The organism is Trichocoleus sp. FACHB-591 (genome assembly GCF_014695845.1).
Lineage (GTDB): Bacteria > Cyanobacteriota > Cyanobacteriia > FACHB-46 > FACHB-46 > Trichocoleus.
Map to the genome: position 1 here is coordinate 13,204 of NZ_JACJPA010000017.1, position 26,367 is coordinate 39,570.

At 49.4% G+C, this 26,367-nt stretch carries 24 protein-coding genes; 13 read left to right on the forward strand and 11 right to left on the reverse strand.

Translation table 11 applies throughout. The annotated features are described in order from the left end of the window. The first annotated feature begins 4 nt into the window (after positions 1-4). Positions 5-361: a DUF1304 domain-containing protein gene (locus tag H6F90_RS01265; protein WP_190549538.1), complete on the forward strand. Its 357-nt coding sequence runs from the start codon at positions 5-7 to the stop codon at positions 359-361. Positions 362-526: 165 nt separating this feature from the next. Here H6F90_RS01265 and H6F90_RS01270 read toward each other — a convergent pair whose 3' ends face one another. From H6F90_RS01270 to H6F90_RS01280, 3 genes are all read right to left on the reverse strand, one after another. Next, the gene (locus H6F90_RS01270) at positions 527-868 is read right to left on the reverse strand and encodes a DMT family protein (protein ID WP_190549540.1); all 342 of its coding nucleotides are present in this window, start codon (positions 866-868) and stop codon (positions 527-529) included. 12 nt (positions 869-880) lie between these two features. After that, positions 881-1,597, reverse strand: a complete 717-nt coding sequence (locus H6F90_RS01275; protein WP_190549542.1) for an ROK family protein — start codon at positions 1,595-1,597, stop codon at positions 881-883. 175 nt (positions 1,598-1,772) lie between these two features. Continuing rightward, on the reverse strand, positions 1,773-2,684 hold the full coding sequence (locus H6F90_RS01280; protein ID WP_190549544.1) for a branched-chain amino acid transaminase: 912 nt from the start codon (positions 2,682-2,684) through the stop codon (positions 1,773-1,775). Between the two features lie 97 nt (positions 2,685-2,781). Here H6F90_RS01280 and H6F90_RS01285 point away from each other — a divergent pair, with 97 nt between their 5' ends. Next, positions 2,782-4,578: a glycosyltransferase family 39 protein gene (locus H6F90_RS01285; protein WP_190549546.1), complete on the forward strand. Its 1,797-nt coding sequence runs from the start codon at positions 2,782-2,784 to the stop codon at positions 4,576-4,578. Positions 4,579-4,584: 6 nt separating this feature from the next. On the opposite strand, the gene H6F90_RS01290 is transcribed toward H6F90_RS01285, so the two are convergent. Both H6F90_RS01290 and H6F90_RS01295 read right to left on the reverse strand, forming a co-directional pair. Continuing rightward, positions 4,585-5,196, reverse strand: a complete 612-nt coding sequence (locus tag H6F90_RS01290; RefSeq protein WP_242024270.1) for a DUF3318 domain-containing protein — start codon at positions 5,194-5,196, stop codon at positions 4,585-4,587. A gap of 47 nt (positions 5,197-5,243) precedes the next feature. After that, positions 5,244-6,971, reverse strand: coding sequence for a NupC/NupG family nucleoside CNT transporter (locus H6F90_RS01295; RefSeq protein WP_190549548.1), 1,728 nt, complete (start codon positions 6,969-6,971; stop codon positions 5,244-5,246). Positions 6,972-7,263: 292 nt separating this feature from the next. Between H6F90_RS01295 and H6F90_RS01300 the strand changes: the two genes are divergently transcribed. Continuing rightward, positions 7,264-7,539 carry a hypothetical protein gene (locus H6F90_RS01300; protein ID WP_190549550.1) on the forward strand — a complete coding sequence of 92 codons (276 nt, stop codon included), beginning with the start codon at positions 7,264-7,266 and terminating at the stop codon, positions 7,537-7,539. 12 nt (positions 7,540-7,551) lie between these two features. Here H6F90_RS01300 and alr read toward each other — a convergent pair whose 3' ends face one another. Continuing rightward, a complete protein-coding gene (alr, locus tag H6F90_RS01305; protein ID WP_190549552.1) occupies positions 7,552-8,745 on the reverse strand; it encodes an alanine racemase in 1,194 nt (397 codons plus the stop codon). Between the two features lie 488 nt (positions 8,746-9,233). Here alr and H6F90_RS01310 point away from each other — a divergent pair, with 488 nt between their 5' ends. From H6F90_RS01310 to nuoK, 9 genes are all read left to right on the forward strand, one after another. Then, a complete protein-coding gene (locus H6F90_RS01310) occupies positions 9,234-12,245 on the forward strand; it encodes an adenylate/guanylate cyclase domain-containing protein (RefSeq protein WP_190549554.1) in 3,012 nt (1,003 codons plus the stop codon). Positions 12,246-12,328: 83 nt separating this feature from the next. Further along, on the forward strand, positions 12,329-12,826 hold the full coding sequence (locus H6F90_RS01315) for an HNH endonuclease (RefSeq protein ID WP_190435653.1): 498 nt from the start codon (positions 12,329-12,331) through the stop codon (positions 12,824-12,826). A gap of 263 nt (positions 12,827-13,089) precedes the next feature. Then, positions 13,090-14,358 carry a bifunctional oligoribonuclease/PAP phosphatase NrnA gene (locus H6F90_RS01320; RefSeq protein WP_190549556.1) on the forward strand — a complete coding sequence of 423 codons (1,269 nt, stop codon included), beginning with the start codon at positions 13,090-13,092 and terminating at the stop codon, positions 14,356-14,358. A 66-nt stretch (positions 14,359-14,424) separates the two neighbouring features. Continuing rightward, positions 14,425-14,922, forward strand: a complete 498-nt coding sequence (gene sixA, locus H6F90_RS01325) for a phosphohistidine phosphatase SixA (RefSeq protein ID WP_190549558.1) — start codon at positions 14,425-14,427, stop codon at positions 14,920-14,922. Between the two features lie 160 nt (positions 14,923-15,082). Next, a complete protein-coding gene (locus H6F90_RS01330) occupies positions 15,083-16,219 on the forward strand; it encodes a citrate synthase (RefSeq protein WP_190435663.1) in 1,137 nt (378 codons plus the stop codon). Between the two features lie 551 nt (positions 16,220-16,770). Beyond that, positions 16,771-17,889, forward strand: a complete 1,119-nt coding sequence (nuoH, locus tag H6F90_RS01335) for an NADH-quinone oxidoreductase subunit NuoH (protein ID WP_190435666.1) — start codon at positions 16,771-16,773, stop codon at positions 17,887-17,889. 137 nt (positions 17,890-18,026) lie between these two features. Continuing rightward, positions 18,027-18,632, forward strand: coding sequence for an NAD(P)H-quinone oxidoreductase subunit I (ndhI, locus tag H6F90_RS01340; protein WP_190435669.1), 606 nt, complete (start codon positions 18,027-18,029; stop codon positions 18,630-18,632). Between the two features lie 40 nt (positions 18,633-18,672). Beyond that, on the forward strand, positions 18,673-19,341 hold the full coding sequence (locus H6F90_RS01345; protein ID WP_190549560.1) for an NADH-quinone oxidoreductase subunit J: 669 nt from the start codon (positions 18,673-18,675) through the stop codon (positions 19,339-19,341). 73 nt (positions 19,342-19,414) lie between these two features. After that, positions 19,415-19,720 carry an NADH-quinone oxidoreductase subunit NuoK gene (gene nuoK / locus H6F90_RS01350; protein ID WP_190435677.1) on the forward strand — a complete coding sequence of 102 codons (306 nt, stop codon included), beginning with the start codon at positions 19,415-19,417 and terminating at the stop codon, positions 19,718-19,720. Positions 19,721-19,808: 88 nt separating this feature from the next. Here the strand turns inward: nuoK and H6F90_RS01355 are convergent, their stop codons facing one another. From H6F90_RS01355 to uvrA, 5 genes are all read right to left on the reverse strand, one after another. Then, the gene (locus tag H6F90_RS01355; protein WP_190435680.1) at positions 19,809-20,027 is read right to left on the reverse strand and encodes a hypothetical protein; all 219 of its coding nucleotides are present in this window, start codon (positions 20,025-20,027) and stop codon (positions 19,809-19,811) included. 72 nt (positions 20,028-20,099) lie between these two features. Beyond that, positions 20,100-20,957 (reverse strand): alpha/beta fold hydrolase, encoded by an 858-nt coding sequence (locus H6F90_RS01360; protein WP_242024271.1) that lies wholly within the window; start codon positions 20,955-20,957, stop codon positions 20,100-20,102. Between the two features lie 185 nt (positions 20,958-21,142). Continuing rightward, positions 21,143-22,492 (reverse strand): hypothetical protein, encoded by a 1,350-nt coding sequence (locus H6F90_RS01365; RefSeq protein WP_190549564.1) that lies wholly within the window; start codon positions 22,490-22,492, stop codon positions 21,143-21,145. Between the two features lie 120 nt (positions 22,493-22,612). Next, positions 22,613-23,032, reverse strand: coding sequence for a hypothetical protein (locus H6F90_RS01370; RefSeq protein ID WP_190549566.1), 420 nt, complete (start codon positions 23,030-23,032; stop codon positions 22,613-22,615). Between the two features lie 111 nt (positions 23,033-23,143). Beyond that, positions 23,144-26,173 carry an excinuclease ABC subunit UvrA gene (gene uvrA / locus H6F90_RS01375; protein ID WP_190549567.1) on the reverse strand — a complete coding sequence of 1,010 codons (3,030 nt, stop codon included), beginning with the start codon at positions 26,171-26,173 and terminating at the stop codon, positions 23,144-23,146. Here uvrA and H6F90_RS01380 point away from each other — a divergent pair. Next, on the forward strand, positions 26,172-26,357 hold the full coding sequence (locus H6F90_RS01380) for a hypothetical protein (protein WP_190549568.1): 186 nt from the start codon (positions 26,172-26,174) through the stop codon (positions 26,355-26,357). The genes uvrA and H6F90_RS01380 overlap by 2 nt on opposite strands. Positions 26,358-26,367: the final 10 nt, after the last annotated feature.

Genomic DNA, 26,367 nt, shown 5'->3' on the forward strand with positions numbered 1-26,367 from the left:
CGCTATGCAAACCGTTTCTACCATCGTTGTTGCAATTGTTGGTTTTATCCATATCGCCATTTCGGTGGTAGAGATGTTTTTCTGGCAAAACCCATCGGTTTATGGAAGATTAGGATTTTCTGCTGATATTGCCAGTCAGGTTGCTCCAATTGTTAATAATGCAGGTTTGTACAATGCGTTTCTGGCGGCCGGTTTACTTTGGGGAGCCTTTAGCCAAAGCATATCTATTCCGATCTTCTTTCTAGTTTGTGTTATCGTTGCTGGCCTTTATGGCGCAGTCACACTTAAACCTACAACACTTGTACTTCAAACCTTTCCAGCGACCATTGCTCTTATTATGGTTTGGCTAGCACATTCTTAATCAAGACTATGGATTGAGGAGACAATAATCTAGGCAAGAATTAAGTTTTCTGGAAATATTCAGTACTTGTTAATTCTTCTCATTTGCAATTTCAAGGAAATACTCCAAAGACACGATCGCCCCATCCAATACTCGTAAAACTTGACAGCGTTCACTCTAATTTGCTCATCGTGGTTTTTCGCTGAAAATTAGGTAAGCGGCACCTGCTAGAAGCATTGCGGCAAAGAAATAATTGCGGGTCAGGGGCACCTTCATGTAAGCCACACTGAACCCTGCAAACACCAGCATCGTGATAATTTCCTGCAACACCTTTAGCTGGGGCAGGCTGAAGTAGGTTACACCAATGCGATTGGCGGGCACCTGGAAACAGTATTCAAAAAAAGCGATCGCCCAACTAACAGCAATGGCAACCCAAAGCGGAGCTGCCTTTAGATCCTTCAAATGACCATACCAAGCGAAGGTCATGAAGATGTTGGAGACCAGTAGAAGCAGAACTGGTTTGAGCATGTTTCGCCAGAGTTAGGATGGTTGATCTGGGTTGCCTACAGACGCATCACGCCACAAAGCGATGCCACCAAATAGACCAGTCACATTGGGCACAACTTTGATATTGGCTGGTAACTCGATCGCGATTTTGTCGGTATTGCCGCCCCCGATATGGAGAGCATCGTAGTTAAACAGATGCTCCAAAGACGCGATCGCCTTCTCTAAGCGACGGTTCCACTTTTTCTTACCCACACGATCGAGTGCTTCTCGGCCTAACTGTTGCTCGTAGGTTTCCTCATTGCGGAACTCATGATGCCCCATTTCCAAGTTGGGCACCAAGTGACCGTTGACAAACAGAGCCGAGCCGAAGCCAGTCCCCAAGGTGATCACAAGTTCTACCCCTTTACCTACGATCGCCCCCATGCCTTGCATATCGGCATCATTCGCAACCCGCACAGGCTTACCTAAGCGCTGAGACAACGCAGTTGCTAAATTAAACCCGATCCAGCTAGGGTCAAGATTCACAGCCGTTGCCGTCACTCCGTTACGCACTACACCCGGAAAACCTACCGAAACGCGATCGAACTCGCCTTGGCCCTCAGTCAACTGGGCGATCGCCGCAATCACGGCATCCGGAATAGGAGGTTGGGGGGTTTCCACCCGCGATCGCTGCGTGAGTGCATGGCCCGCCTCGTCCAACACCATCACCTTTACACCGCTACCACCAATGTCTACTGACAGCGTTCGCATCGAATTTCCTCCTGGTTGCAGTTATATGCCGACAGTGTAGTGAATCTGCAACCGCGATCGCTCTATCTCAAGAAACTTTCCGGATCATTGCCACGTAGTTGTGAAACAAGGAGTGGTAGATGCACCCTGATTGTGACCCCTGGCTATGGCTGGGGTTTTTTTGTTGCCAGCCAAATTACACAGCAATCGGAAAGACCCAATCTTGATATTTAGGGTCACGATTTTCGGTAATAGCAGTCAGCTTCTCTCTGAGCTTTTCCGTAATGGGTCTTTCTGTGGATAAGTGGTAATTCTCCACCCGCTGGACGGGCGTAATTTTAGCCGCAGTACCGCTAAGAAATACCTCATCCGCCGCAAATAATTCTGATTTATCCAGCGATCGCTCAATTACTTCAATCCCTAAATCACGCGCGATCGTCAAGACACTGTCTCTAGTGATGCCTTCCAAAATATCTTGATCAAATCCTGGGGTGATGATTTTGCCATTCCTCACCACAAAGATATTCATGCCCGAAGCTTCGCTGACCTTGCCTTGAGAGTTCATCAAAATCGCTTCATCAAAGCCAGATTCTACTGCTTCAGTTTTCGCTAAAGAAGAGGTAATGTAAGCGCCACTAATTTTGCCACGCAACGGTAAACTACGGTCTTCTTGGCGATACCAAGAACTAATGCGGCAGCTCACACCTTCAGGAGATAAATAATCTCCCAACTCTAATCCATAAACAAAGAAATCTTTTTCAATATTGTGCAGTCTAGGAGCAATCCCTAAATCAGAAGTATAAACAAAGGGACGAATATAAAAAGAAGTAGTCGGTCTATTTTTTTTGACAAAATCAACTAGAATTTGCTGAATTTTATCGACTGGTAAATCGTAATGCAGAAACTTAGCACTATTACTTAATCGCTTGCAGTGAGCATCCAAGCGGAACAACAAGAACTGCTGATCGTTCTGAGGATCAGGAATGCCTCTCAAGCCACCAAACGCACCAGTTCCGTAATGTAGGGCATGAGTTGCAATGGAGAGGTTAGCTTCACCAAAGGGCACGAACTGGTCTCTAAAGTAAGCGATGGGCAGAAAGTTATGCATAAACCTGAGGAGCGCACTTCATAGAAAAGCCATTATACTATTCTGGCTTTCCCGATTTTGATGGTTTTACCCCTTTAGCTCGCTGAGGCGGTGTTGATTGAAGGCTCTTTCCCATAGTCGTTGGCTGCATCCCTGTTTGTTGTTGGGGTGGATCTTGCTGGGTGCAGCACTACGCTTTAACCACTTGGCTAATAAGGCATTGTGGACCGATGAATTTTCCACCTTGGTCTTCAGTTTGGGAAATAGCTTTCGTACGGTTCCCCTCGATCAAGTCATTACCATCCGCCGTCTCCTAGAGCCTCTGCAACCTGACCCAACCGCAGGCATTGATGGGTTGCTGCAACACCTGATGAGTGAGAGCACCCATCCACCTTTGTATTTTGTCTTGGCGCATCTATGGATGCAGCTATTTTCTCCAGAAAACGGCTTGGTCTCGATTTGGGTGGGGCGATCGCTGCCTGCTTTGCTGGGAGTTGTATCTATTCCTGCCATGTTTGGCTTGGGTTGGCTCACCTTCCGTTCTCGCTTGGCTGGGCAACTAGCGGCAATGATGATGGCGGTGTCTCCCTATGGCCTGTTTCTAGCGCAAGAAGCCCGACACTACACTCTCTCGATTTTGTGGGTGATTGCGTCGCTCAGTTGTTTTATCCTTGCTACCCAATTTCTCCGCGATCGCCGTCGTTTGCCCATTTGGATCGGCTTGGCTTGGGTGGTGGTCAACAGTTTGGGCATTGCCACGCACTATTTTTTCGGTCTGACACTATTTGCGGAAGCTTTTGTCTTGATTGGACAAGCGATCACTCAGAGTCGCCAAGACCCAAGCGCTTGGTTACGACCTTACTGGCAACGCATCTACGCAGTGGTAGCTGGCACAATCGTAGGTAGTTTAATTTGGCTACCAGCCTTGCAATCTGTCTATGGCAGCGACCTGACCGAGTGGATTGAAACGAGCGATCGCTGGAATCTCATGGCTTGGATTGGCCCTATTTTTCAAGCCTTAGCCGCCTGGATCACCATGCTATCTCTCTTACCTGTGGAAGCGGAACTGCTACCGATTGTGATCGCCTCTGGGGTAATCATGATAATTTATTTCATCTGGGCCATTCCCCTTTTGCATCAGGGTTTCAAAGCTCAATGGCATAGTCAGGAAGTTGGCCCAGGAGTACAAGTTTTGGCAGGATTTGTGCTGGGAGCGATCGCGCTGATCTTTGCGATTACTTACGGCTTGGGCACTGACCTGACTCGTGGTGCTCGCTACAACTTTATGTATTTTCCGGCGGTCATGGCTCTGGTCGGCGCAAGTCTAGCGACTGCTTGGAATTCAGCTTCTGCTAATCGCACCCCCACAGAGCATCCCTCCTCGACTCCACAACGCACCTGGCTTCCCTCCAAAAAATATGGCAAACCAGCCATTCTTGCCGTGTTGTTGATGGGAGTTTTAAGCGGTTTGACCGTCACTAATAATTTGGGCTACCGCAAATATTATCGTCCCGACCTATTGGCTCCCGTGATTCGAGCCACATCACAAGTACCGACGTTGATTGCCACTACCCACAATACCCATGTCCAAACGGGAGAACTAATGGGACTAGCCTGGGAATTTTGGCATGATAGTGCGTCAGACAGTTCCAACAAAAACTCGCCCCAGTTTTTGTTGGCGCACCAGACTTGTAATCCCAAGCAAACTCCCTGCCAACAATCAGCCCAAATTCTTCAGCGAAACTTGACGGCTCTCCCCCGACCGTTCGATTTGTGGCTCGTGAATTTCTACACCAATCCAGAATCAGCGTTGCCCACTTCTCTACAAGATCAAGGCTGTGCGGCTGACCCCAAGGTGAATTCTGGAGTACATGGCTACAGCTATCAGCTCTACCACTGCTTGAAGCAGTCATAATAGGGGCTATTCTTGCCTTAAGGTTTCTGGTGTGGCGACAGGAGACAAACCTGCGATCGCTCGCAAATTCTGGCAACGAACTAATTCTGTAAAGCTCAACTGGAGTCGGCCTTCAATCCGAGCCACTGCTTCGATCGCTTCCAGCAAATGCCTAGCCGCTTCCGCTTCGGTATAGCCCCGACGCAAAGCTACTCGAATCGCGGCTTCATCGGTTTCGAGTTCTCGTTGCGAACTTTGGGTAGAGCGCCAAATTTGAGTGCCCGCGATCGCTGCTAGTCCTCCTGCCATCAGCAGTCCTACGGCATCTCCCTGTAACGCTTCTACACCCGCCCCCACCAAGCCAACGGCAATTAAACCGCGATAGAGGTCTGGTTTAAACCACTTAATCCCAATCAACCAGCTCACCGCTCGCAACAGCGTTAGATCTCGTTGAGGCCGAGATAACTGGCTCCACAGGTCAAAGTTGATGAAGACTGGGCGATTGGGTGACCAAGGCACCGGATAAGAGTAGTCAATCACCCGCGATTGCTCTGGTTTGTTCACAATGCGGCAGAGCATCCGCCCGGAGGCAGGCATGATATCTAGGAGGCGGCGAACTTCGGGGTCAGGATTCATCATGTCCCGATTTTACAAGCTATTGCCTGAGCGATCGCCCCTCTTACCCATTAAGGACGGGGAGAAGCCGATGGGGTAGCTCTGGTAGCTGGTGTTGTTCCTACGGGCGAGGTCGTAGGTGAAGTTGTTGCAGTCGGCGCAGTTTGAGGCGCAGCCTGAACTCTAGGACTGACCGTGGGAGAACTGGTTACGGGAGGAATAGTCGCAGCAGGACTAGCCGCTGGGGATGTCGTTGGTGCGGTTGTAGCGGGCGCAGTTGCTGGAGTGGTAGCGCTGGGGCTACTTGGGGCCACAGTCGTAGCTGGGCTAGTGGGGGATGCCGTTGGTGAGGCACCAGGAGTTACGGCTGGCGCAGTGATCGCTGGAGGTTGGTCACCTAAGATGCTGCCATTCCCTTCTTGGTAAAAGACACCTGCCACTGCTGCGATCATCATGGTCGCTAAGGTGCCGACAAATAACGCTTTCCAACCCAGTTCGGAAATATCTTTGCGGCGAGACGGAATCAGGGCGATCGTGCCTCCCACAAAGATTCCTACTGAAGCCAAATGGGCAAAGCCAGATAGGGCATAGCTAATAATCAATACAGCGCGATCGCTAATCACCCGCTCTGCTCCGGGTAAAGCCGCTGCGGTGGCTAGCGCTTGATAAGGGGGAATCGCTGTTTCTAGCAGTCTGCGGCCAATAATTACCGAGGATTGCCACAGCTCATTCCAATCTAAGGAAACGCCCGTCAAAAAGGTGAGCGGCAAGAAGAGCACACCCTCAATATTAGCCAGCGTCACCACACTAAAAATTTGCCCAATGGGGCCAGGAATAGCAGCTAATGCAGCAAAAATTTGGTTAATTAAGGAGACTAAACCCAAGATCAGAATCAGTACAGCAGCGATCGCCACCGCCATTTTGACCCCATCCAACGCCCCCACAATGGCTGCGTCCATTGGGCTAACGCGCTCGATCGGCTCTCCACCTACCGTTTCATGCTTAGGCGCGTCCTCAAAATCTGACTCTACAACCGCTGCTTCTTTTCGGGTCGTGGCTTTTTCTTCCATCGGAATGCCGCCCGCTGTCAAGGGAACTTCGGTTTCTGGCACTAAGATCTTGGACAGGACAAAGCAAGCAGGAATGGCAATAATCGAGGCTGAAACCAGGTGTCCCAGAATGTTAGGGAAGACAGGCCGCAGGAAACTGACGTAGATCGCCAAGGTCGAGGAAGCAGCGGTGCCAAAACAGCAAGACAGAATGGCACAGAGTTCACTGCGCGTCATTTTGGGCAGGTAAGGCTTCACCACGATCGCCGCCTCAATGCCGACGAAGATATTAGCGGCTCCACTCAGGGCCTCTGCCCCACTCAGGCGCATAACCGCGTAAAAAACCTTAGCAAAAATATTAGTAATAACCTGGATGACGCCAATGTTGTAGAGCAAGGCCATCAAGCCAGAAAAGAAGATGACTGTGGGCAAGGCGCGAAAGGCAAAAATGTAGCCTAAATTGACATCCGCAGGTCTGCTAGGCAAGGGTACGAGGTTTTTGCCGAAGACAAAGCTCGCCCCCGTATCTGCGGCCAAAAAGACACTATCTAATAAACTACTAAATCCTTGGAGTGCCGCTCTAGTAGGAGGAAACAAAAATACCAAGGCTCCCAGCACGAGTTGCAATAGAATGCCTGCTATCACCACCCGCCAAGGAAAAACACGTAGGCTCCGGTTTTCAGAGAATAGCCAAGCGACCGCACAGAGACCAAAAATGCCGAGAAAAGAAAGTAGGTTTAGGTAGCTCATAGGCTTAGTTCGTCTGCTGATGGTGCAGGTTGACTCGTCAAAATCTCTTCAATTCAGAGTTGGCAGCAATATTCCCTGCTTGACAGAAATATCACAGTCCACTGATAAAGTTGCCCAGAAGTCCATAGAAAATAGCACTTCGGTTCTAGTGAAACCTTAAGTAAGGCGATCCAGATCGGAATTCCCTGAAACTTTAAGATTTACTGTAAGTGAACCGACAAATTTCATTTCCTCTGGGAAACAGCAGGACAATCGCGTTAATAATAAACAGTTAATCTCAACAACCTTTGGCATGGACGCTTTCGATCCCATTGCGCCTGACTGGACTCAATCCGCCACACACGCCCATGAGTTTCATTGTCCTCAATGTCATGCACCCAGCTTAGATGCCCAACAAGTTTGGCTTAACCGCCGATCGCCCGTGTATACCGAAAACCATCGTCGCAAATGGCAAGAGTTTTACCAATGCCAATGTGGTTATGCTTGGTGGGCTTGGAGTAGCGATCGCCCCCCTTCTGAGTTTAGCGATCGCGAGTTACCCCAAGAAGATCTACCCGGTTTTTGGTAGTACACCGGACACCTAGCTTTGTCCTACAGCGACCCGTGGCAAACGATGCTTAAACCCACAAAGAATTTCCCAAGAAATCGTGCCGAGAGTAGTGGCCCAGTCATCAGCGGTAATGCGATCGCGGCCATCTTGCCCCAACAGTGTTACCACTTCCCCAGCCTCTAAATGGGGAATATCCGTCACATCAATCATCAGTTGGTCCATTGTCACCGCGCCCAACTGCCGCACCCGTCGCCCCCGGATCAGTCCAGTCAGTTGGTTGGATAAATTGCGCGGCACCCCATCGGCATAACCAATACCTACCACCGCAATTGTCATTTCCCGGTCAGCGACGAACTTGTGGCTGTAGCTGACTCCTGTACCTGGCTGGATTGTTTTCACTTGGGTAACTCGTGCTTTTACTTGCAGGGCTGGCTTCAGGTCTACCACTGTTTGCAAGTGGGGAGCAGGATAGAGACCATACATCGCTAGGCCGACCCGCACTAGGTCGTAATGCAAGTTGGCATCGCTCAGGGTTGCAGCAGAGTTAGCGAGATGCAGCCGAGGTAAAGCTATCCCTGTAGCTTGCAGTTGCGCGATCGCGGCTTCAAATCGTTCCTGTTGCAGCCGCATGATCGTAGGGTCGGGGCTATCAGCAGTCGCTAAGTGCGAGTAAATGCTGGCGATCTTTAAATGGGGTAAGCGCTCTACCAACTGCACAAATGCGATCGCCTGCTGCCAAGGAGTCCCCAAACGAGACATTCCCGTATCCAGCTTGATATGGACAGGTAAGGGTTGAGGATGGGACATGTCACTCAGAGTTTCTGAGAACACCAATGCCTGCTTGGGGCTGCCCAGCGTTGCTTGGAGTTGCCAGTGGGCGATCGCGCGGATTTGCTCTGGGCTGTAAGTCGCCCCTAAAACCAAAATGGGTGCTTCAATCCCTGCCTCTCTCAGCGCAATGCCTTCGGGAATTGTGGCGACTCCTAACCAAGTCGCACCATGCTGCAACACTGTCTCCGCCACAGTCACCGCGCCGTGGCCATAGGCATCTGCTTTCACCACTGCCATTAGCGCTGTCTTGGGCGCTAGCAAACTCTTAAGCTGCCGAATGTTGTAAGCCAAGGCACTCAAATCTACTTCTACCCAAGCCCGCTCACACAGAGGTTCTCTCGGCACCTCACGTTGTATAGAGGCAGTTCTTAAATCTGGCTCCCAGCTCAACATATTCCTTCCCTCCTTCCACTCACACCACTTCAGTTCTACGACTCTCGGCGCATCGTCCTAATAGACTTACCGCACCGTAGCGTTTTAGCCCCCCACCTCGACCCTCTCTAAAGCTAGGAGTCAAGACGAGTTAATAAAATTTACCAGCAGTGTAACCAGTGCGCCGGATTGTCACAAGTTTGTTTGAACTCTCCACCGATCAGCAGCACCATTCCGTTAGGACAAACAAAATAACTTTAAGTACAGAGCCTAAATGAAGAAGTTATGAACAAATTCAGCAGTTTTACTGAGACAAAGACGCAGTTCAGGATATTGATTTGAGATAGAGGTAAACGTATGCTGAGTTTCCTCAGGCTTATACAGCGAGGCAAGGGAAATCATGGTTGAGTTTGAAGCTGCCGCCAGAAAGTATCAGAGGCTACTACGCCTGAAACGGAGAGAAATCTGATGCAAGAGTCAATAATGCCGAATTCTGTGAAGGGAATTCAATGAAACTGCGCCAGCGAACTCTGCTACTGATTAGCGTAGCTCTAGTAGGTCTGGTAGGAGTCCTCTACACTAGCTCCTCCACCATTTTGCTGGGTAGTTTTGCCAAGCTAGAAGCAGAAGATACGCAACGCAACGTCGAGCGGGCGATCGATGCCTTTGATGCAGAAATTGACAAACTGAACTTTACCGTTCATGACTGGGCTGAGTGGAACGATACTTATCAATTTGTTCAGGATAGCAACAGCACCTACCTCACCGCCAACCTCAACGCAGCCACGATCACCCGCCTTCAAGTCAACCTGATGCTCTACACTCAGCTTTCAGGGAAAACCATCTTTGGCAAAAGCTTCGACTCCAAAACTCAGCAACTTACCGCGATTCCGCCGAGCATTCAGAGCTACTTAGCGGCTCATCCTTCCCTGCTACAACCGCCTAGCGCTACCAATCAGCTATCGGGGGTCGTGCTGATGCCAGAAGGCCCCATGTTGGTTGCCTCCAGCTTGATTTTGACTGGGGAAGGCAAAGGGCCTGCACAAGGTACCCTCCTGATGGGGCGCTACCTAGATAGCACCACAGTTCAGCGATTAGCCAATATTACTCATCTATCACTGACGGCTTATCGCATTGATGATCCACAGTTGCCTCCTGATCTAGCGACTGCCAGGACCAGCCTCAGCACTCAAGCTCCTTCTAAAAATAGCGATCGCATTTTTGTTCAGCCCTTAAGCTCAGAGGCGATCGCAGGCTATACCCTCATCAACGACCTCAACGGCAAACCAGCCATTCTCTTGCGCGTAGAGTTACCGAGACGAATTTATCAGCAAGGGCAAGCCAGCCAACGTTATCTGTTACTAACCTTGCTCATTATTGGTTTAGGGTTCGGCATTGGGACACTCTTACTGCTAGAGCGACTGGTGCTACGACGGCTAGGCCACCTGATGGGTGAAGTCAGCAAGATTAGCTCATCTAGAGATTTCTCGCTGCGAGTCGCGTCTCTCGGCTCCGATGAATTGTCTAATTTGGGGTCTGCGATTAACCAAATGCTAGAGGCGTTGGGCAAGTCCCAGTGGCAACTGCGTCACAGCCAGGAAAACTATCGGCTGGTGGTAGATAACATCAAAGAAGTGATTTTTCAAACTGATGGGGCAGGAGTTTGGCAGTTTTTGAATCCTGCATGGAGCAGGATCGCTGGATTTGCCGTAGAAGAAAGTCTAGGCCAACATTTTCTCAGCTACATTCACCCGGAGGATCGCCCCTACCATCGGCAGCAATTTCAGCGGTTGATGACTCAGCAAGCCCCGGACTATCGGGCTGAAGTGCGGTTGCTGACCAAAGACGGCAAGCTTTGCTGGATGGAGCTAGAAGCTCAAGCCACCTTAGATGCCAAAGAGCGCGTTGTAGGACTATCTGGCACGCTTCACGACATCACGAAGCGGAAGCAAGCAGCCACAGCCGTCCAATTACTGCAAAACGTCACTCAGGCAATTAGTGAAGCAGAGGACTTCGCCACGGCTCTCGAAGTCGCTCTCACCAAAGTTTGTGAAGCCACGGATTGGGATTACGGGGAAGCCTGGATTTCTTGCCCAGAGAGAGTTGCGTTGGAACTCAGTCCTGCTTGGTACAGCAATTCCCCAATCATGCGGGACTTCCGCCGCCTCAGTGAAGCCTTCACCTTTCCCTTAGGAGCAGGCTTACCGGGACGAGTTTGGCTTTCCAAACAACCAGAGTGGATTCAGGATGTTTCTCAGGAGGCGTATCAGCACTTTTTACGAGTGCACATTGCCCTAGAGGTGGGTCTGAAAGCAGGGTTTGGCGTGCCCATCACCGCAGAAGGTGAAGTGTTAGCTATCCTCGTCTTCTTTATGTTTGAAGCGCGGGAAGAAGACCGAGGTTTAGTGGAACTGGTGTCAGCGGTCGCCACTCAACTCGGCTCTGTTCTGCAACGCAAACGCGCTGAAGAAGCCTTGCGCTTGGCGGAAGAAAAGTATCGCAGCATTTTTGAGAACTCCTTAGAGGGGATTTTTCAAACTGCACCCAATGGCAGCTACCTCAGCGCCAACCCAGCTCTAGCGAGAATTTATGGGTACAGCAGCTCAGAGGATTTGATCGCTAACCTCACCAGTGCTGAGCAGCTTTATATAGAACCCGATCGCCGGACGGAATTTATTCTGGCTTTAGAACAAGAGGGAGTGGTGTCCCGGTTTGAATCGGAAGTCTATCGGCGAGACGGCAACCTAATTTGGATTTCCGAGACCGCCCGAGCGGTACGCGATGCCAAAGGGAAACTCCTCTATTACGAAGGCACCGTTGCCGATATCACCGATCGCAAGCGGTTTGAGGCAGCTCTGCGGTTACAGCAAGCCAAGGCCGAAGAGTTGTTGCTCAACATTCTGCCCCCGTCGATCGCGGAAAAACTGAAACAAAATTCTGGGGCGATCGCGGATAGCTTCCCAGACGTAACCGTACTCTTTGCCGACATCGTCAATTTTACTCAGCTTGCGGCTCGCATTTCCCCCACCGAACTGGTCAATCTACTTAACCAAATTTTCTCTGCCTTTGACCGCTTAGCCGAACGCCACGGCCTCGAAAAAATCAAAACCATTGGCGATGCCTACATGGCCGTAGGGGGTGTGCCCATCCCCTGTGCTAATCACGCTGAAGCGATCGCCGAGATGGCCCTGGATATGCAAACCGCGATCGCCCAACTCAATCTAGAACAGCACGAAGTCTTTCCCATTCGCATTGGCATCAATACAGGCCCAGTCGTCGCAGGCGTGATTGGCATCAAAAAGTTTATCTATGATCTTTGGGGCGACACAGTGAACATTGCCAGCCGCATGGAATCGGAAGGTCTAGCGGGGTGCATTCAAGTCACGGCTAGTACTTACCAATGTTTGCAAGATAAGTACTTATTTATTGAGCGCGGCGAAATTCCGATTAAGGGTAGAGGAGAGATGAAAACTTATCTTTTGGTAGGCAGAAAAACCGCTTCTGGCATTAAGGCTGCCTAAGTCAGGCTTGATCCCACTAGACGCGGCAGAGCAGATGTGAGCTGTGTTACTATCTGTGAAAATATTCTCTCTGTCAACCATCAATGAGCAAGGTTCTGGTGCTAAACGCCTCCTACGAACCACTCAACATTACGAGCTGGCGACGGGCGATCGTTTTACTTCTCAAAGGCAAAGCAGAACAGGTAGAACACAACGGCAAATGTGTCTACTCTGATTTTCCACTGCCAACGGTGATTCGGCTGCGGCATTATGTCCGGGTGCCTTACAAGGAAATTCCACTCACCCGACGAAATATCCTCCACCGAGACAGTCACTCTTGTCAATACTGTGGTTACACAGGTGATGACCTAACCCTCGATCATGTGATTCCGCGATCGCGCGGCGGTGATGACAGTTGGGAAAATATCGTGACGGCTTGTGTTCGTTGTAATGTCAAAAAAGGCAACCGCACTCCCAAAGAAGCCAATATGCCTCTAGACTATCCACCGCGCAAACCCCACAGTGGCCTGTACTTTGAAGTCACAAAGCATGTCAAGAACGGCGGACATCAGGAGTGGCGTAAATATGTGATTGGTATCTAAGCCCCGTGTGTAGGCAAGCGCGGGGTTTTTAATTGCTGATCTAGCAATCCCAGATGGGTTATGAGAGGCCCACCCCGCCCATTATCTGTGGGTGAAGCGCTGGTCTCTACTGCTTCGTAGATACTCTGCGAGCAGTATGTCGTTCTACGAGTTTTTTGCGAAGATCAGGGTGTACAGATCAACGGCTCAATCGCTGATTTCTGCCAGTTTGTAGCATTGCCGCGATTGGGATACGAGACTCCTAAACCCAACTTTGTGCCAGTATGTCGTCTAACTCGCTTAGGTCTCGCAACAATATCGTTCTAAACTCAGAATCAGCAGCAGAAACCATTGTGGAAGCCAAGTCTGTCGAATATCCAGCAGTTGAGTATCCAGAGGTTCGAGCCATCCCAAATGTTGGCGATCGCCAAGCCCAACGCTCGTTAGATTCCAAGGATCAAAAAGTAGAAGCGCTCCGCCAAAATTTAGAGCGGCATCAAGGCGAACGCCAGCTGATCATCCTGCAAGATTTTCCCGACCCAGATGCCCTCTCTTCAGCTTGGGCCTACAAACTGATTGCTGAGCAGTACAACATTCAATGTGAAATTGTTTATGCAGGGACGCTCAGCCACCAAGAAAATATTGCCTTAGTGAAGCTGACTAATCTACCTGTGCAGCGCTGGACGGTGCAGAGTACCAAAACCAAAGATTTATCGGTTTACCAAGGTTGTGCCCTAATTGATAACCAAGGTACAACTAGCCAACTCCTGACACTAGTACAACAGGCAGGCATCCCAGTGACGGTAGTGATCGACCATCACAGCATGCAGGGTGGATTGAATCCAGAATTCTCTGATATTCGCCCTCATACGCGGGCAACAGCTACTATTTGCGCCCACTACCTCCAAGCAGGCTTGCTGAACCTCGACAGCAGCATTAGCCAGCATGTCAAGTGTGCCACTGCCTTAATGCACGGCCTGCGCTCTGACACCAACACCCTAATGCAGGCGCAAGAGGAAGACTTTCTCGCAGCAGCCTATTTGAGTCGGTTCTACGACACCCAGTTGCTCAACGCAGTCCTTCAGTCAGCTCGCTCTAAGCGGGTGATGGATGTGATTGAGCGATCGCTCCGCAACCGGATTGTGCAAAATAACTTCTCGATCGCTGGGGTGGGTTACTTACGCTACGACGATCGCGATGCTATTCCGCAAGCCGCCGACTTTTTGGTCACAGAGGAAAACGTCCATACTGCCATGGTTTATGGCATTGTCCACGATGAGGACGAAGAACTTGAAGTTGTGATTGGCTCCTTGCGAACGAGCAAGATCACCCTCGACCCCGACGAGTTTATTAAAGAAGCCTTTGGTCAAGATGCCCAAGGCCGTTTTTTTGGGGGTGGTCGCTTCACCGCAGGCGGGTTTGAAATTCCAATGGGATTTCTCTCTGGCTTCAACGAAAATGCTGAATACGCCAAGATGAAATGGGAAGTCTTTGATGCCCAAATTAAGCAAAAGCTGCTGCGGCTGGTGAATCCAGAAGATACGTTTATTTAGTTGAGCTAACCTCGCCCTAAACCCCTCTCCTGCGAAGAGAGGGGCTTTGAAATCGGAAAAGTTTCTATGTCTGACCTCTACATCATTCGTCACGGCATTGCAGCGGAGCGGGGCACCTATACTCGTGATGGGGAGCGCCCCCTAACCGAGGAGGGTCGTCGCAAAACTCGCCAAGTAGCGAAGCGCTTGGTTGAACTCAAGCTGCAATTTGACTTGATTCTCACCAGCCCTCTGGTACGGGCACAGCAAACCGCCGAAATTCTACAAGCTGAAGGCTTAAGTGCTCGGCTGGAAGTATCAGACTATTTAGCGCCTGATGGTAGCTTAGAAGCTTGGCTAGCCTGGTTTGAGGAATGGCAGCGATCGCACCCTGATGCTCCTTTGGCGATCGTCGGGCACCAACCGGACCTAGGCAACTGGGCAGAAACTCTGGTTTGGGGTCAAGCGAGGGATGGTTTGGTATTAAAAAAGGCTGGAGTGATTGGCCTAACAATCCCTGGATCGGGTCAGGCGATCGCAAATAGTTCTCTATTTTGGCTGAGCCCACCGAAGTTCTTGCTATAACACTTCCCTAGCAGTTTTCTGGTAAGTTAGCCTAAATATAGCATTCACACATTGGTTGTGAACTAGGGGTATGAGGGCACCGCTCTCACGCAGGAGTTCCACCCCTGCACCCTGTCGCCATATAACCTCAGTATGTCTTAAGCAACCGGACGGTAGAGCCATGTCTATCTGCGAGTATCGGCCAGGTCTAGAAAATATTCCTGCCACCCAATCCAGTATTAGTTACGTTGATGGTCAGCGCGGTGTTCTGGAATATCGCGGTATCCGGATTGAAGAACTCGCAGAAAAGAGTACATTCCTGGAAACTGCCTATTTGCTGATTTGGGGCGAACTGCCCACAAAAGCCGAACTCGATGCCTTTAAAGAAGAAATTCAGTACCACCGCCGTGTGAAATTCCGGGTGCGGGACATGATGAAATGCTTCCCGGAGAGCGGACACCCAATGGATGCTCTGCAAGCTTCAGCCGCTGCCTTGGGCTTGTTCTACTCTCGCCGTGATTTGCACAACCCCGCTTATATTCGGGCGGCAGCGGTGCGGTTGTTAGCCAAGATTCCCACGATGGTGGCAGCATTCGAACTGATTCGCAAAGGTAACGACCCAGTCCAGCCCAGAGATGATTTAGACTACGCAGCTAACTTCTTGTACATGCTGAATGAGCAGGAACCAGATCCCCTAGCCGCAAGAGTGTTTGATGTGTGCCTGACACTACACGCCGAGCATACGATCAACGCTTCGACTTTTTCAGCAATGGTCACAGCCTCAACTCTGACTGACCCTTATGCAGTCATTGCGTCGGCTGTTGGCACTCTGGCAGGCCCCCTCCACGGTGGCGCGAATGAAGAGGTAGTTTCGATGCTAGAAGGGATTGGCTCTGTCGCCAATGTCCGTCCCTACTTAGATGGTCTTTTGGAGCGCAAAGCTAAAATTATGGGCTTTGGGCACCGTGTCTACAAAGTCAAAGACCCCAGAGCCACGATTCTGCAAAGCTTGGCTGAGCAGCTATTTGAGAAGTTTGGTCGAGACAAATACTACGACATCGCGATCGAGCTAGAGCGAGCTGTAGAAGAAAAGCTAGGTTCCAAGGGAATTTACCCCAACGTTGATTTCTACTCTGGTCTGGTTTATAGCAAATTGGGCATTCCCACCGATTTGTTTACGCCTGTCTTTGCTATCTCACGGGTAGCTGGCTGGCTGGCTCACTGGAAAGAACAACTGGCCGAAAACCGCATTTTCCGCCCCACCCAGATCTATACCGGGACTCACGAAGCGCCCTACATTCCGATCGAAAAGCGCTAGTTGTTCTTCCCTGTCAACGCTATAACTTAGCTGCGATCGCCCCCTAGATCTACTAGTGATGGGTCATGCCCCCCTTGCTGTTCGGGATCAAGCTTGTCAGGATAAGCAAAGTGACGATTTTCAGGAACTCCAGCCCTCAAGCGTGTTGTTTGGGGGTTTTTTGTATGGCAATTCCCAATGAGTTGTGAAAGGCCCACCCACAGGAAGTACGCCTCTCACAACTCGCTAAAAATTTTCTATGGAATCCATAGAGTTTTAGCAAATTAGATTTTTAGATGGGTTGAAGCGAGGGCAGAGCCGCCATCCTCAGCTAAAGATGTTAAGGGTTGAATAGGTACAACTTCTTATGGCTAAGACCGCTGACAAGACCGTCCAGCGATATACTAGGCACTGTAGAAGTCAAACATTCTTCATAAAGAAACTTAAGTGATCAGTCCATTCTAATTAGCTGCTGGATTGAGAATTTAGACAGCGACCACAAACTATGAAGTTGCCCAGTCAGCAGCTTTTAATTTGGTTGAACGAACTCAGCGATCGCCATTATTGAAAACATGAATCCAGGAATTGACCTACAAGGAAGTTTTATCCAAGCGCTTGTGCAGCTAGGCTTACCCGCCGATGTTGCCAGACTCGTTTGGCTGCCCCTGCCGATGGTTGTGATGCTTCTAGGCGCTACAGTCGGCGTATTGGCTTGTGTTTGGCTAGAGCGGAAAATCTCAGCCGCCGCTCAACAACGGATTGGCCCAGAGTTCATTGGTCCTTTGGGAGCCCTCGCTCCGGTGGCTGACGGCCTCAAGCTAGTCCTGAAAGAGGATATTATTCCGCTCAAAGCCGACCCTATCCTGTTTACCCTAGGACCCGCGATCGTCGTGATTCCGGTGTTTCTGTCCTACCTAATCGTGCCTTTCGGACAGAATCTGTTAATCACTGACTTGAACATTGGCGTCTTTCTCTGGATTGCCCTCTCTAGCATTGCCCCCATTGGCCTGCTCATGGCTGGGTATGCCTCGAATAACAAGTACTCCTTGATTGGGGGACTGCGGGCAGCCGCTCAGTCAATCAGCTACGAAATTCCCCTGGCTTTGTCGGTCTTAGCGATCGTGATGATGTCGAACAGCCTCAGCACGATTGACATCGTCAACCAACAAGCGGGCTACGGCATTCTAGGGTGGAATATTTGGCGGCAACCTGTAGGCTTCTTGATTTTCTGGATTGCTGCCCTCGCTGAATGTGAGCGCCTCCCCTTTGACTTACCAGAAGCGGAAGAAGAACTGGTCGCTGGCTATCAAACTGAGTACACCGGAATGAAGTTTGGCCTCTTCTACCTCGGTTCTTACGTCAACTTGGTCCTCTCAGCCCTCTTCGTCGCTGTGCTATACCTGGGTGGTTGGGAATCCCCCATTCCCCTGGGTTTAATTTCCAACTGGTTCGGCATTAGCGAAACGACGCCTTGGTTGCAAATTATCACTGCAACTTTGGGCATCACCATGACCCTGCTCAAAGCCTATTTCCTGATCTTCCTGGCGATCTTACTGCGTTGGACAGTACCACGGGTACGGATTGACCAACTCCTCGACTTAGGATGGAAGTTTCTTCTACCTGTAGGCTTGGTGAACTTATTACTGACTGCGGCCCTTAAGCTCACCCTTCCCTTTGCCTTTGGTGGCTAGGTTGGGTAGCTAAACCTACAGTTTAGACAGCCTCGGATGAAGCTGGATATCGAATTGTTAGCCAACTGTATCCTGACTTCATCCCTCTCCCTTCAAGAAGCAAGCTCCATCCTTCATCCTTCAAGAACGGTGACTCCATGCTCAAGTTCCTCAAACAAGTTGGCGACTACACCAAAGAAGCGGTACAAGCCGCTCGCTTCATTGGTCAAGGCTTATCTGTGACCTTCGACCACATGCGCCGACGACCCATTACAGTCCAGTATCCCTACGAAAAACTAATTCCCTCTGAGCGGTTTCGGGGGCGGATTCACTTTGAGTACGACAAATGTATCTCCTGTGAAGTTTGCGTCCGCGTTTGTCCGATCAACCTGCCAGTCGTCGATTGGGAATTTAACAAAGAAACCAAGAAGAAACAGCTCAAGCACTACAGCATCGACTTTGGAGTTTGCATCTTCTGCGGTAACTGTGTGGAATATTGCCCCACCAACTGTCTGTCGATGACGGAAGACTACGAGCTATCAACCTACGATCGCCACCAACTGAACTATGACAATGTGGCTCTAGGTCGCTTGCCGTATAAAGTCACAGATGACCCAATGGTGACACCGCTACGAGAGCTGGTTTACTTACCCAAAGGTGTCATGGACCCTCATGATCTGCCCCCCGGTAGCCAGCGAGCAGGCCAGCGCCCGGAAGAGATTTCGGAACAGCTTGAGCAAAATTCTGAGAAGACCCAAGCGTAATTAGCTTGACGCGCATGCATTCTAAGGAGATCAAAGGATAGTGAATCTAGCGGAAGGAGTTCAGATTGTCTCATTCGGCCTGCTAGGTCTGATGATGATTGGGGCAGCTCTTGGTGTGGTACTGCTGTCTAATATCGTTTATTCAGCCTTCTTGCTTGGTGGTGTGTTCATCAGCATTGCTGGGCTGTACATTTTGCTGAATGCGGGCTTTGTCGCTGCGGCTCAAGTACTCATTTATGTGGGAGCCGTCAACGTCTTGATTCTGTTTGCCATCATGTTGGTAAACAAGCGAGAAGACTTCAAGCCTATGCCCAATGCTTGGGTGCGGCAGGCACTCACTGGATTGGTTTGTGTGAGCCTATTTGCCCTGCTCAGCACCATGGTGCTTTCAACTCCTTGGTCTCTCTCGAATGCGCCTGGTGCTGGAGATGATGCCATTGTAGTGATCGGAAAGCACTTCTTCAGCGACTTTTTGCTGCCGTTTGAGTTGGCTTCGATTCTACTACTGATGGCTTTGGTGGGCGCAATTATCCTGGCTCGTCGTGAGTTCCTACCAGACGACACCTCCACTCCGCAAACCCAACGCCAAGTTTTTACTTTGCAAGAACGGCCCAGAGAAGCAGTTCCCGCTTTAAGTGGTGGCCGCATCAAATCATCTCAATCGGGTGCTGAAGGACCAGTGACCCCCAGCGATCGCTTAGATCCTTAATCCTACTCATTCCATGAATGGTGTTGATTTCTAAGCTTTTAGTTGATTCGTTTAGTCACCCGTGAGGAGATTTATGCAACTTGAATACTTTTTGCTGTTAGCGGCTGCTCTTTTTTGCATTGGCATTTATGGCCTCGTCACCAGCCGGAACGCGGTACGAGTGTTGATGTCGATCGAATTACTGTTGAACTCTGTCAACTTAAATTTGATGGCGTTCTCGAACTACCTCGACTCCGCAGAGATTAAAGGTCAGGTATTCACAGTATTTGTGATTACGATCGCGGCAGCAGAAGCCGCAGTGGGTCTGGCGATCGTGCTAGCCATCTACCGCAACCGCGACACCGTAGACATGGAACAGTTTAATCTCTTGAAGTGGTAGTTATAGCGCCTTCAACCGCGACCTGCCCTCCAAATGGTCAATTAAAAAGCGATCGCTCTCCTAGCTTCAAAGAGGGCGATCGCTTTTTCTATAGTTCGGCTTGGTAGTAGTCGTTCGGTTTCATCTCTCCGACTGCATCTCTGTCTTTGTTGATGCAGCCTGGTTTTTGAGTAAATTGGCAAACTCTAGCCCATAGCGTTGCCCTAGTCCCCGGTGGGCCGACAGAGAACAAGACGCGATCGCCAGTCGGAATTCTCAAAATTTTGACACCACAAGCAGAGCAAACTTCGGTGTTTCCTTGACTCATGACTTCGTTTTACCTTTGAAGGTCAGACCACTGGTATACAAGCTTTCCCGGTATAGTAAATCACCCTTAAGACTACTTCTTGGCTAAAAACTCGCGCATGTACTGATTCACGAGCTGGGGTCGCTCTTGTTGTACCCAATGGCTACAGTCAGGAATATATTTAATCTGAAAATCTCTCACATATTGTTCTGTTCCGTACGTCAGTTCTTTTCCTAGGGCCGTATCCTCCTCACCCCAAATCATGAGTGTGGGCACCTCTAGCACTCCCCAATCCGGCTTAAATAACCCTTGCTGAAAGGCGTTGCGATAATAGTTCAGCATGGCGGTGAGGGCACCTGGTTTAGCTACTGCCTGTTTATAAGTTTGTATGTCCGCTGCGGTAAACGCATCTTTATGCACTGCCATCCCCTTAAAAGCTGCCTCTAGCGGTTGATAATCGCCCGCTTGGATCAGCCACTCCGGGAGCCAAGGTAATTGGAAGAAAAAGATATAGGAACTGCGAAGCAACTGCTGGGGTGTGCGAAGTCCTTCGGCAAACCTGGCTGGGTGCGGTAAGTTCAGGATGATCAGGCGATCGAGCATTTCTGGATGGGTATAGGCGAAATTCCAGGCGATCGCGCCTCCCCAGTCGTGGCCCACCAGCACGCACTTGTCATACCCTAAGCCCTGGATCACGCCTTTGATGTCTTTGATAAACTCCGCCATCACATACGCAGATTGCTTAGATGGCTTATCACTGTCGTTGTAACCGCGCAGATCCAACGCTACTACTTTGTAGTCCTTGGCAAACTCCGGAATTTGTTTGCGCCAGGAATACCAAAACTCCGGGAAGCCATGCAGCATCAACATCAACGGCCCTTCGCCTTGAGTGACGTAGTGCAGATTGATATTATTTGTTGTGATGTAATTGTAAGAAAGATCTTTTAACATAGCCATTACTCTCTTCTCTACTGAGATTAGCTTTCATAGTAGCTAGAGCTATCAGGAGCAGAAACATCCTAAGTAGGAAATTAGAGATAAGTAGGGGCAAACAGCGGGGCGAAGAGTAAGCCAAGAAATTACTGAATCAGGTCACTAAACTCTGCTTTATTTGTTACTCAAGCTTTATTTGTTACTCAAGTTGGTCGGGATTCAATAGATTGGCTCACTGTTAAATTCATCTCTTTGTGTCTTATACGAATCACCAAGAAGCACGTAAATACTGAAACAGGCCACAATTGTATAAGAAGACGATCTAAACTACTAACTAAATGCCAACTAAGGTCATAGGGAGTGATTAAATAAACACAGGCATAACCTAGTAACATGAGAAAAATAGTAAGAAGCGCAGTTGTTATGCCTGCTAGCTTTTGTTTCTCTAGCTTAAATCCCAGAAACAATAAACAAGCACCTAAAATTGCCACATAATAACCAAGCTGCTTTGAGAATTCTTTGACAATTACTATATATCTTGAAAAATCCGATATTCTACTAAATACATTTTTTAAGTTTTGAGAATCAAGAAATTCACTGGATGGAGCAATATTACCTTTAAAGTAGAGCAGTAATCCAAGTAGTGGCAACAAGCCTAGTAAAAATAGACATACTTGTTTAAGTTGAGACCTGTATTCTTTCTTGGTATTAGCAAAAGGTAACAATAAAATTTGAGCTGTGCTAACTGCAACCAAGAAAAGCATACCCTCATTTTTCGTTGAGGCTGCAAATCCCGTCATGAAGCCTGCCAGAATAGTTAAAGTGTAGTTTTTTCTAAGAGAATTGTAATTGTAAATGTCTCTATAAGTTAAAAGAACAATGGTACTTAGGATAAAAAAACCTAACGGAATATCAGCACATTGACTAGCCCCAAACTTAATAAAAACTGGAGAGCTTAATAATAACAAACCTGCTATGGATCCCTGTTTTTTGCCGCTGAGAACTGACAGAGAAGAAACGAGGAAACCAAGAGTGGAAAACGTGAAAACTGCTGCTAGTGTGGCTGGAACTAAAGTTGTTTCATCTCCAACATAGGCCCACGAGCGTGTAACAAGACTAGGAATCAGCAGAGGGTAGTCAATATGTGACCAGGCCATAGCACTGGAAAAAGCATTTCTCCAGTGCTCTCCAGATCTGAATATGAATCGTGCGCGCATATTCCAAATCGCCCAAGCATCCCAGCCACCATGTGGCTCTCGAACTGAGAGCAGTAAGAAGGAGAAGATATTAACAATCAGTGCAATTAAGAATGCAAAAGGTAGAATTCTCTGAGGTTTAGGTTGAAGTACACTTCTAAGATCAAAACAGGGCAGTTTTAGTTCAGATTTGATAAAACATCTTTTTATTTTTTCAAAGCTGATAGAAAACAACAAAAATACTAAAGATATTTCAATAGCAAAAAAGACGAGGGTTGGCAAACCAAGTAATAATTTCCCTAACAAGTAAAGGGAGGCAGAGGATCCCAAACTTAATCCTAAAGCCGTAAAAATCATACTGGCAGTGTAGGCGGAACTCAAAAGGCCCAAAGGCCAAAATATAATAGCAAGAGAGAGACCTAGGGCTAAGGATATTACTAGCGAGATAAGGAACGAGAGCATATGGTTAAATGTATTTTATTTAAGATTATTTTTTAGCAATAAAACACCATTCCCATAATCCTTAATAATTGTTAGATTTTTATCAGTTTCAATCTTAATGTCTGGACGATAAAAATTACCCACTACAAACGAGTAGTCTTTACCCCTTTCAAGAACAACAGGAGATAAAGCATATTGAGCCAAATAGTATTCTTGTACTTCATGAGTAATGTCATCCACGCTTAATATATTTTTGGGATCGCTCAAGCTAGATATATAGCCAACTGTGGTATTTTGAGGCAACGCTTTTCTAATTTCGTGATAGCGTTTGTCATGTTGAGTGATTAAGTCAATTCTTAAGAACTTAGTACTAGTAAGTTCTTTGAATAACTGAAAGCTTTCAAAAAAGCTATACCCAATTATTAGGCCCATTCCGAGCTTTGAAAAAAACCGCATTATTACCCTACTGCAACTTGTAACGGCTTATACTAGTTGATTCTGTAAGATTCTATCCGCTTGTTAACTATGATCAACCTTCTTTGCACTCAAGCCAAACGAAGATGCAAGCTAACTAGAAGACACAGGCGAATACTGCTCTAGCACTTGCTTAAGATAATGTCCGGTGTGCGATCGCTCGTTTTCGGCCACCTCTTCTGGCGTGCCCACGGCAATAATCTCGCCACCTTTGTCGCCGCCTTCTGGCCCTAGGTCAATTACCCAATCGGAGCAGCGAATCACATCCAAGTTGTGTTCGATCACCAGCACCGAGTTGCCCTTGTCTACCAAGCGCTGCACCACATCCAGCAACTTGTGGACATCGTAGAACGAAAGTCCCGTCGTGGGTTCATCGATCAGATACAGAGTTTTGCCTGTGGCGCGACGGGATAGCTCAGTGGCGAGCTTCACCCGCTGAGCTTCTCCGCCAGAGAGGGTGGGTGCCGTTTGGCCCAGACGAATATAACCGAGACCCACATCCACTAAGGTTTGCAAGCGATTAGACGCTTGGGGAATGTTTTTGAAAAACTCGTAGGCTTCCTCTACGGTCATGTTGAGAACATCCGCGATCGATTTGTTTTTGTACTTCACCTGGAGAGTTTCGCGGTTGTAGCGGGCTCCCTTACAAACATCGCACTGCACATAAACATCAGGCAGGAAGTTCATCTCAATCACGTTTACCCCCTGACCACCACAGGCTTCGCAGCGTCCGCCTTTGACGTTGAAGGAGAACTGCCCTGGTTTATAGCCTCTGGCTTTGGCTTCAATCGTCTCCGCAAACACATCTCGAATGACATCGAACGCACCTGTGTAAGTGGCGGGATTGGAACGAGGCGTGCGACCGATCGGAGACTGGTCGATGACAATCACTTTGTCGAGGGCATTCAGGCCATCTAGAGCTTCCATTTCCTTGGGGAAGGGAACTTTGTGGCCGAAATGGTGTTGTAGCGCTGGATAAAGCAGTTCATTAATCAGGGTGGATTTACCAGACCCCGAAACGCCTGTGACGCAAACTAATTCGCCTAAAGGAATCTCGACACTCACTTGCTTGAGGTTATTGCGAGAAGCCTTTTTAATCTTTAAAGCTCGACCATTGCCTTCTCGGCGTTCGGTGGGTGTGTGAATCACTTGGCGACCCGACAAGTAAGCCCCGGTCAGAGAATCAGGAGCCGCTAAAATGTCCTCAAAGCTACCTTGGGCAACAATATGGCCGCCATGAATCCCCGCGCCAGGGCCAATATCCACGAGGTGATCAGCAGCGCGAATGGTTTCTTCGTCGTGCTCGACCACAATCAGCGTATTGCCCAAGGTACGAAGCTTGTCGAGGGTGCGGAGCAAGCGGCCATTATCGCGCTGGTGTAAGCCGATGCTGGGTTCATCCAAGACATAGAGCACCCCTGTGAGCCCCGATCCGATCTGCGTAGCGAGACGAATTCGTTGTGCCTCTCCTCCTGAGAGGGTCATGGCGGTGCGATCGAGCGTCAGGTAATCTAGACCCACATCCAGCAAAAATTGCAGGCGAGCTTTAATTTCTCGCAGCACCAAATCGCCAATTGTGGCTTGGCGATCGCTCAGCTTCAAACCTTCCACTCGGCTCAAGCATTCTTGAATAGAAACGCCAGTCAGCTCAGTAATCTGGTATTGGCCCAGCCGCACGCTCAGCGATTCTGGCTTCAGCCGTCGCCCCTGACAAACATCGCAAGGTTGATCAACCAGATATTGCTCTAGCTTCTGCTTGTAGAGGTCAGAACTGGCTTCTTCGTACTGGCGTTGCAGGATATTGAGGGCACCTTCGTACCGCCGCACGTAGCTTTTCTGATCGCGATAGCGCGAATCAACTTCAATTTTGATCGCGTCTTTGGAGCCATTCAGGATGATCTGCTGTTGCTCGCGGGTGAGCTTGTTCCAGGGTGTTTGGATATCAAAACCGAAGGCTTCCCCGACGCTGTAAAGCAGGGAGAGATAGTAAGTGTTGTCTTTGTCTGACCAAGGAGCGATCGCGGCATAGACGGGTAAGGCTGGATTCGGCACCACCAGGTCTGCTGAGAAGGTGCGGTGACTGCCTAAACCGTGACAGTTGGGACAAGCACCATAAGGCGAGTTGAAGGAGAACAAACGGGGGGACAGTTCTTCCATCACCGCGCCATGTTCTGGGCAAGCGAAGTTTTCCGAGAACACCAATTCTCGCGGTAGCCCGTACTGCCCACCAGATTCTGCGGCTACTGGCACTGAATTCTTAGCTGCACTTTTACCTGTCGGGAGAGCCACCACATTAGAATCTGCACCAGACTCAGCATCCGAGGCAGACAGAATATCAATGATAGCGATGCCTTCGGAATGCCGTAAGCAGGTAGTGAGCGAATCGACTAGACGTTCTTCTAGGTCAGGTTTCTTGACCAAGCGATCGACCACGATCTCGATGTTGTGGGCTTGGTTTTTCTCTAGCTCGATCGAGTCACTGAGGTCACGCACTTCGCCGTTGACCCGCACTCGAACAAAGCCTTCGGAGGTGAGGCTAGAGAGCAATTTCTTGTGGGTGCCCTTCTTGCCCCGAACCACGGGAGCCAAAATTTGGAAGCGGGTACGATCGGGCAATTCCATGATGCGATCGCACATCTGATCGATCGCTTGGGGGGCAATGGAGCGATCGCAGTGGGGGCAGTGGGGTTCGCCTGCCCGTCCGAACAAGAGTCTCAGGTAGTCGTAAATCTCTGTGACGGTGCCGACGGTAGAGCGGGGGTTGTGGGAGGTGGATTTTTGGTCGATGGAAATGGCAGGGCTGAGTCCTTCGATCGCATCGACATCGGGTTTATCGACTTGGCCCAGGAATTGCCGCGCGTAGGCACTGAGGGACTCGACGTAGCGCCGCTGCCCTTCGGCGAAAATGGTGTCAAACGCTAAAGAAGATTTGCCGGACCCAGACACCCCGGTAAAGACGATGAGGCGATCGCGGGGTAGTTCTAGGTCGATGTTCTTGAGGTTGTGCTGGCGGGCTCCCCGAATCCGAATGGTGTTTTGGTCCACTGAGTTTGCCTGGGATGGGTGGTGTCCATTGGTAGGCTCGGTGGATTTGCGGTTGGCAGAACGGGAGCGTTGAGACATGAAGGGCAGCGCTAAACAGTCCTTAATGATTCTATCGCTGCTAATCCCTCAACTGCGATCGGCATCCCGTACTAATTGGTTCATTTTTACTAGATTTATCCAAGCAGGCGATCAGGTTTTAGCTAAGCAGTGGCAGAGTGGAGCAGTGGTAGGAGACTCTAAATCCGCACCAAAGTTTTATTAGTCTGCCTTAT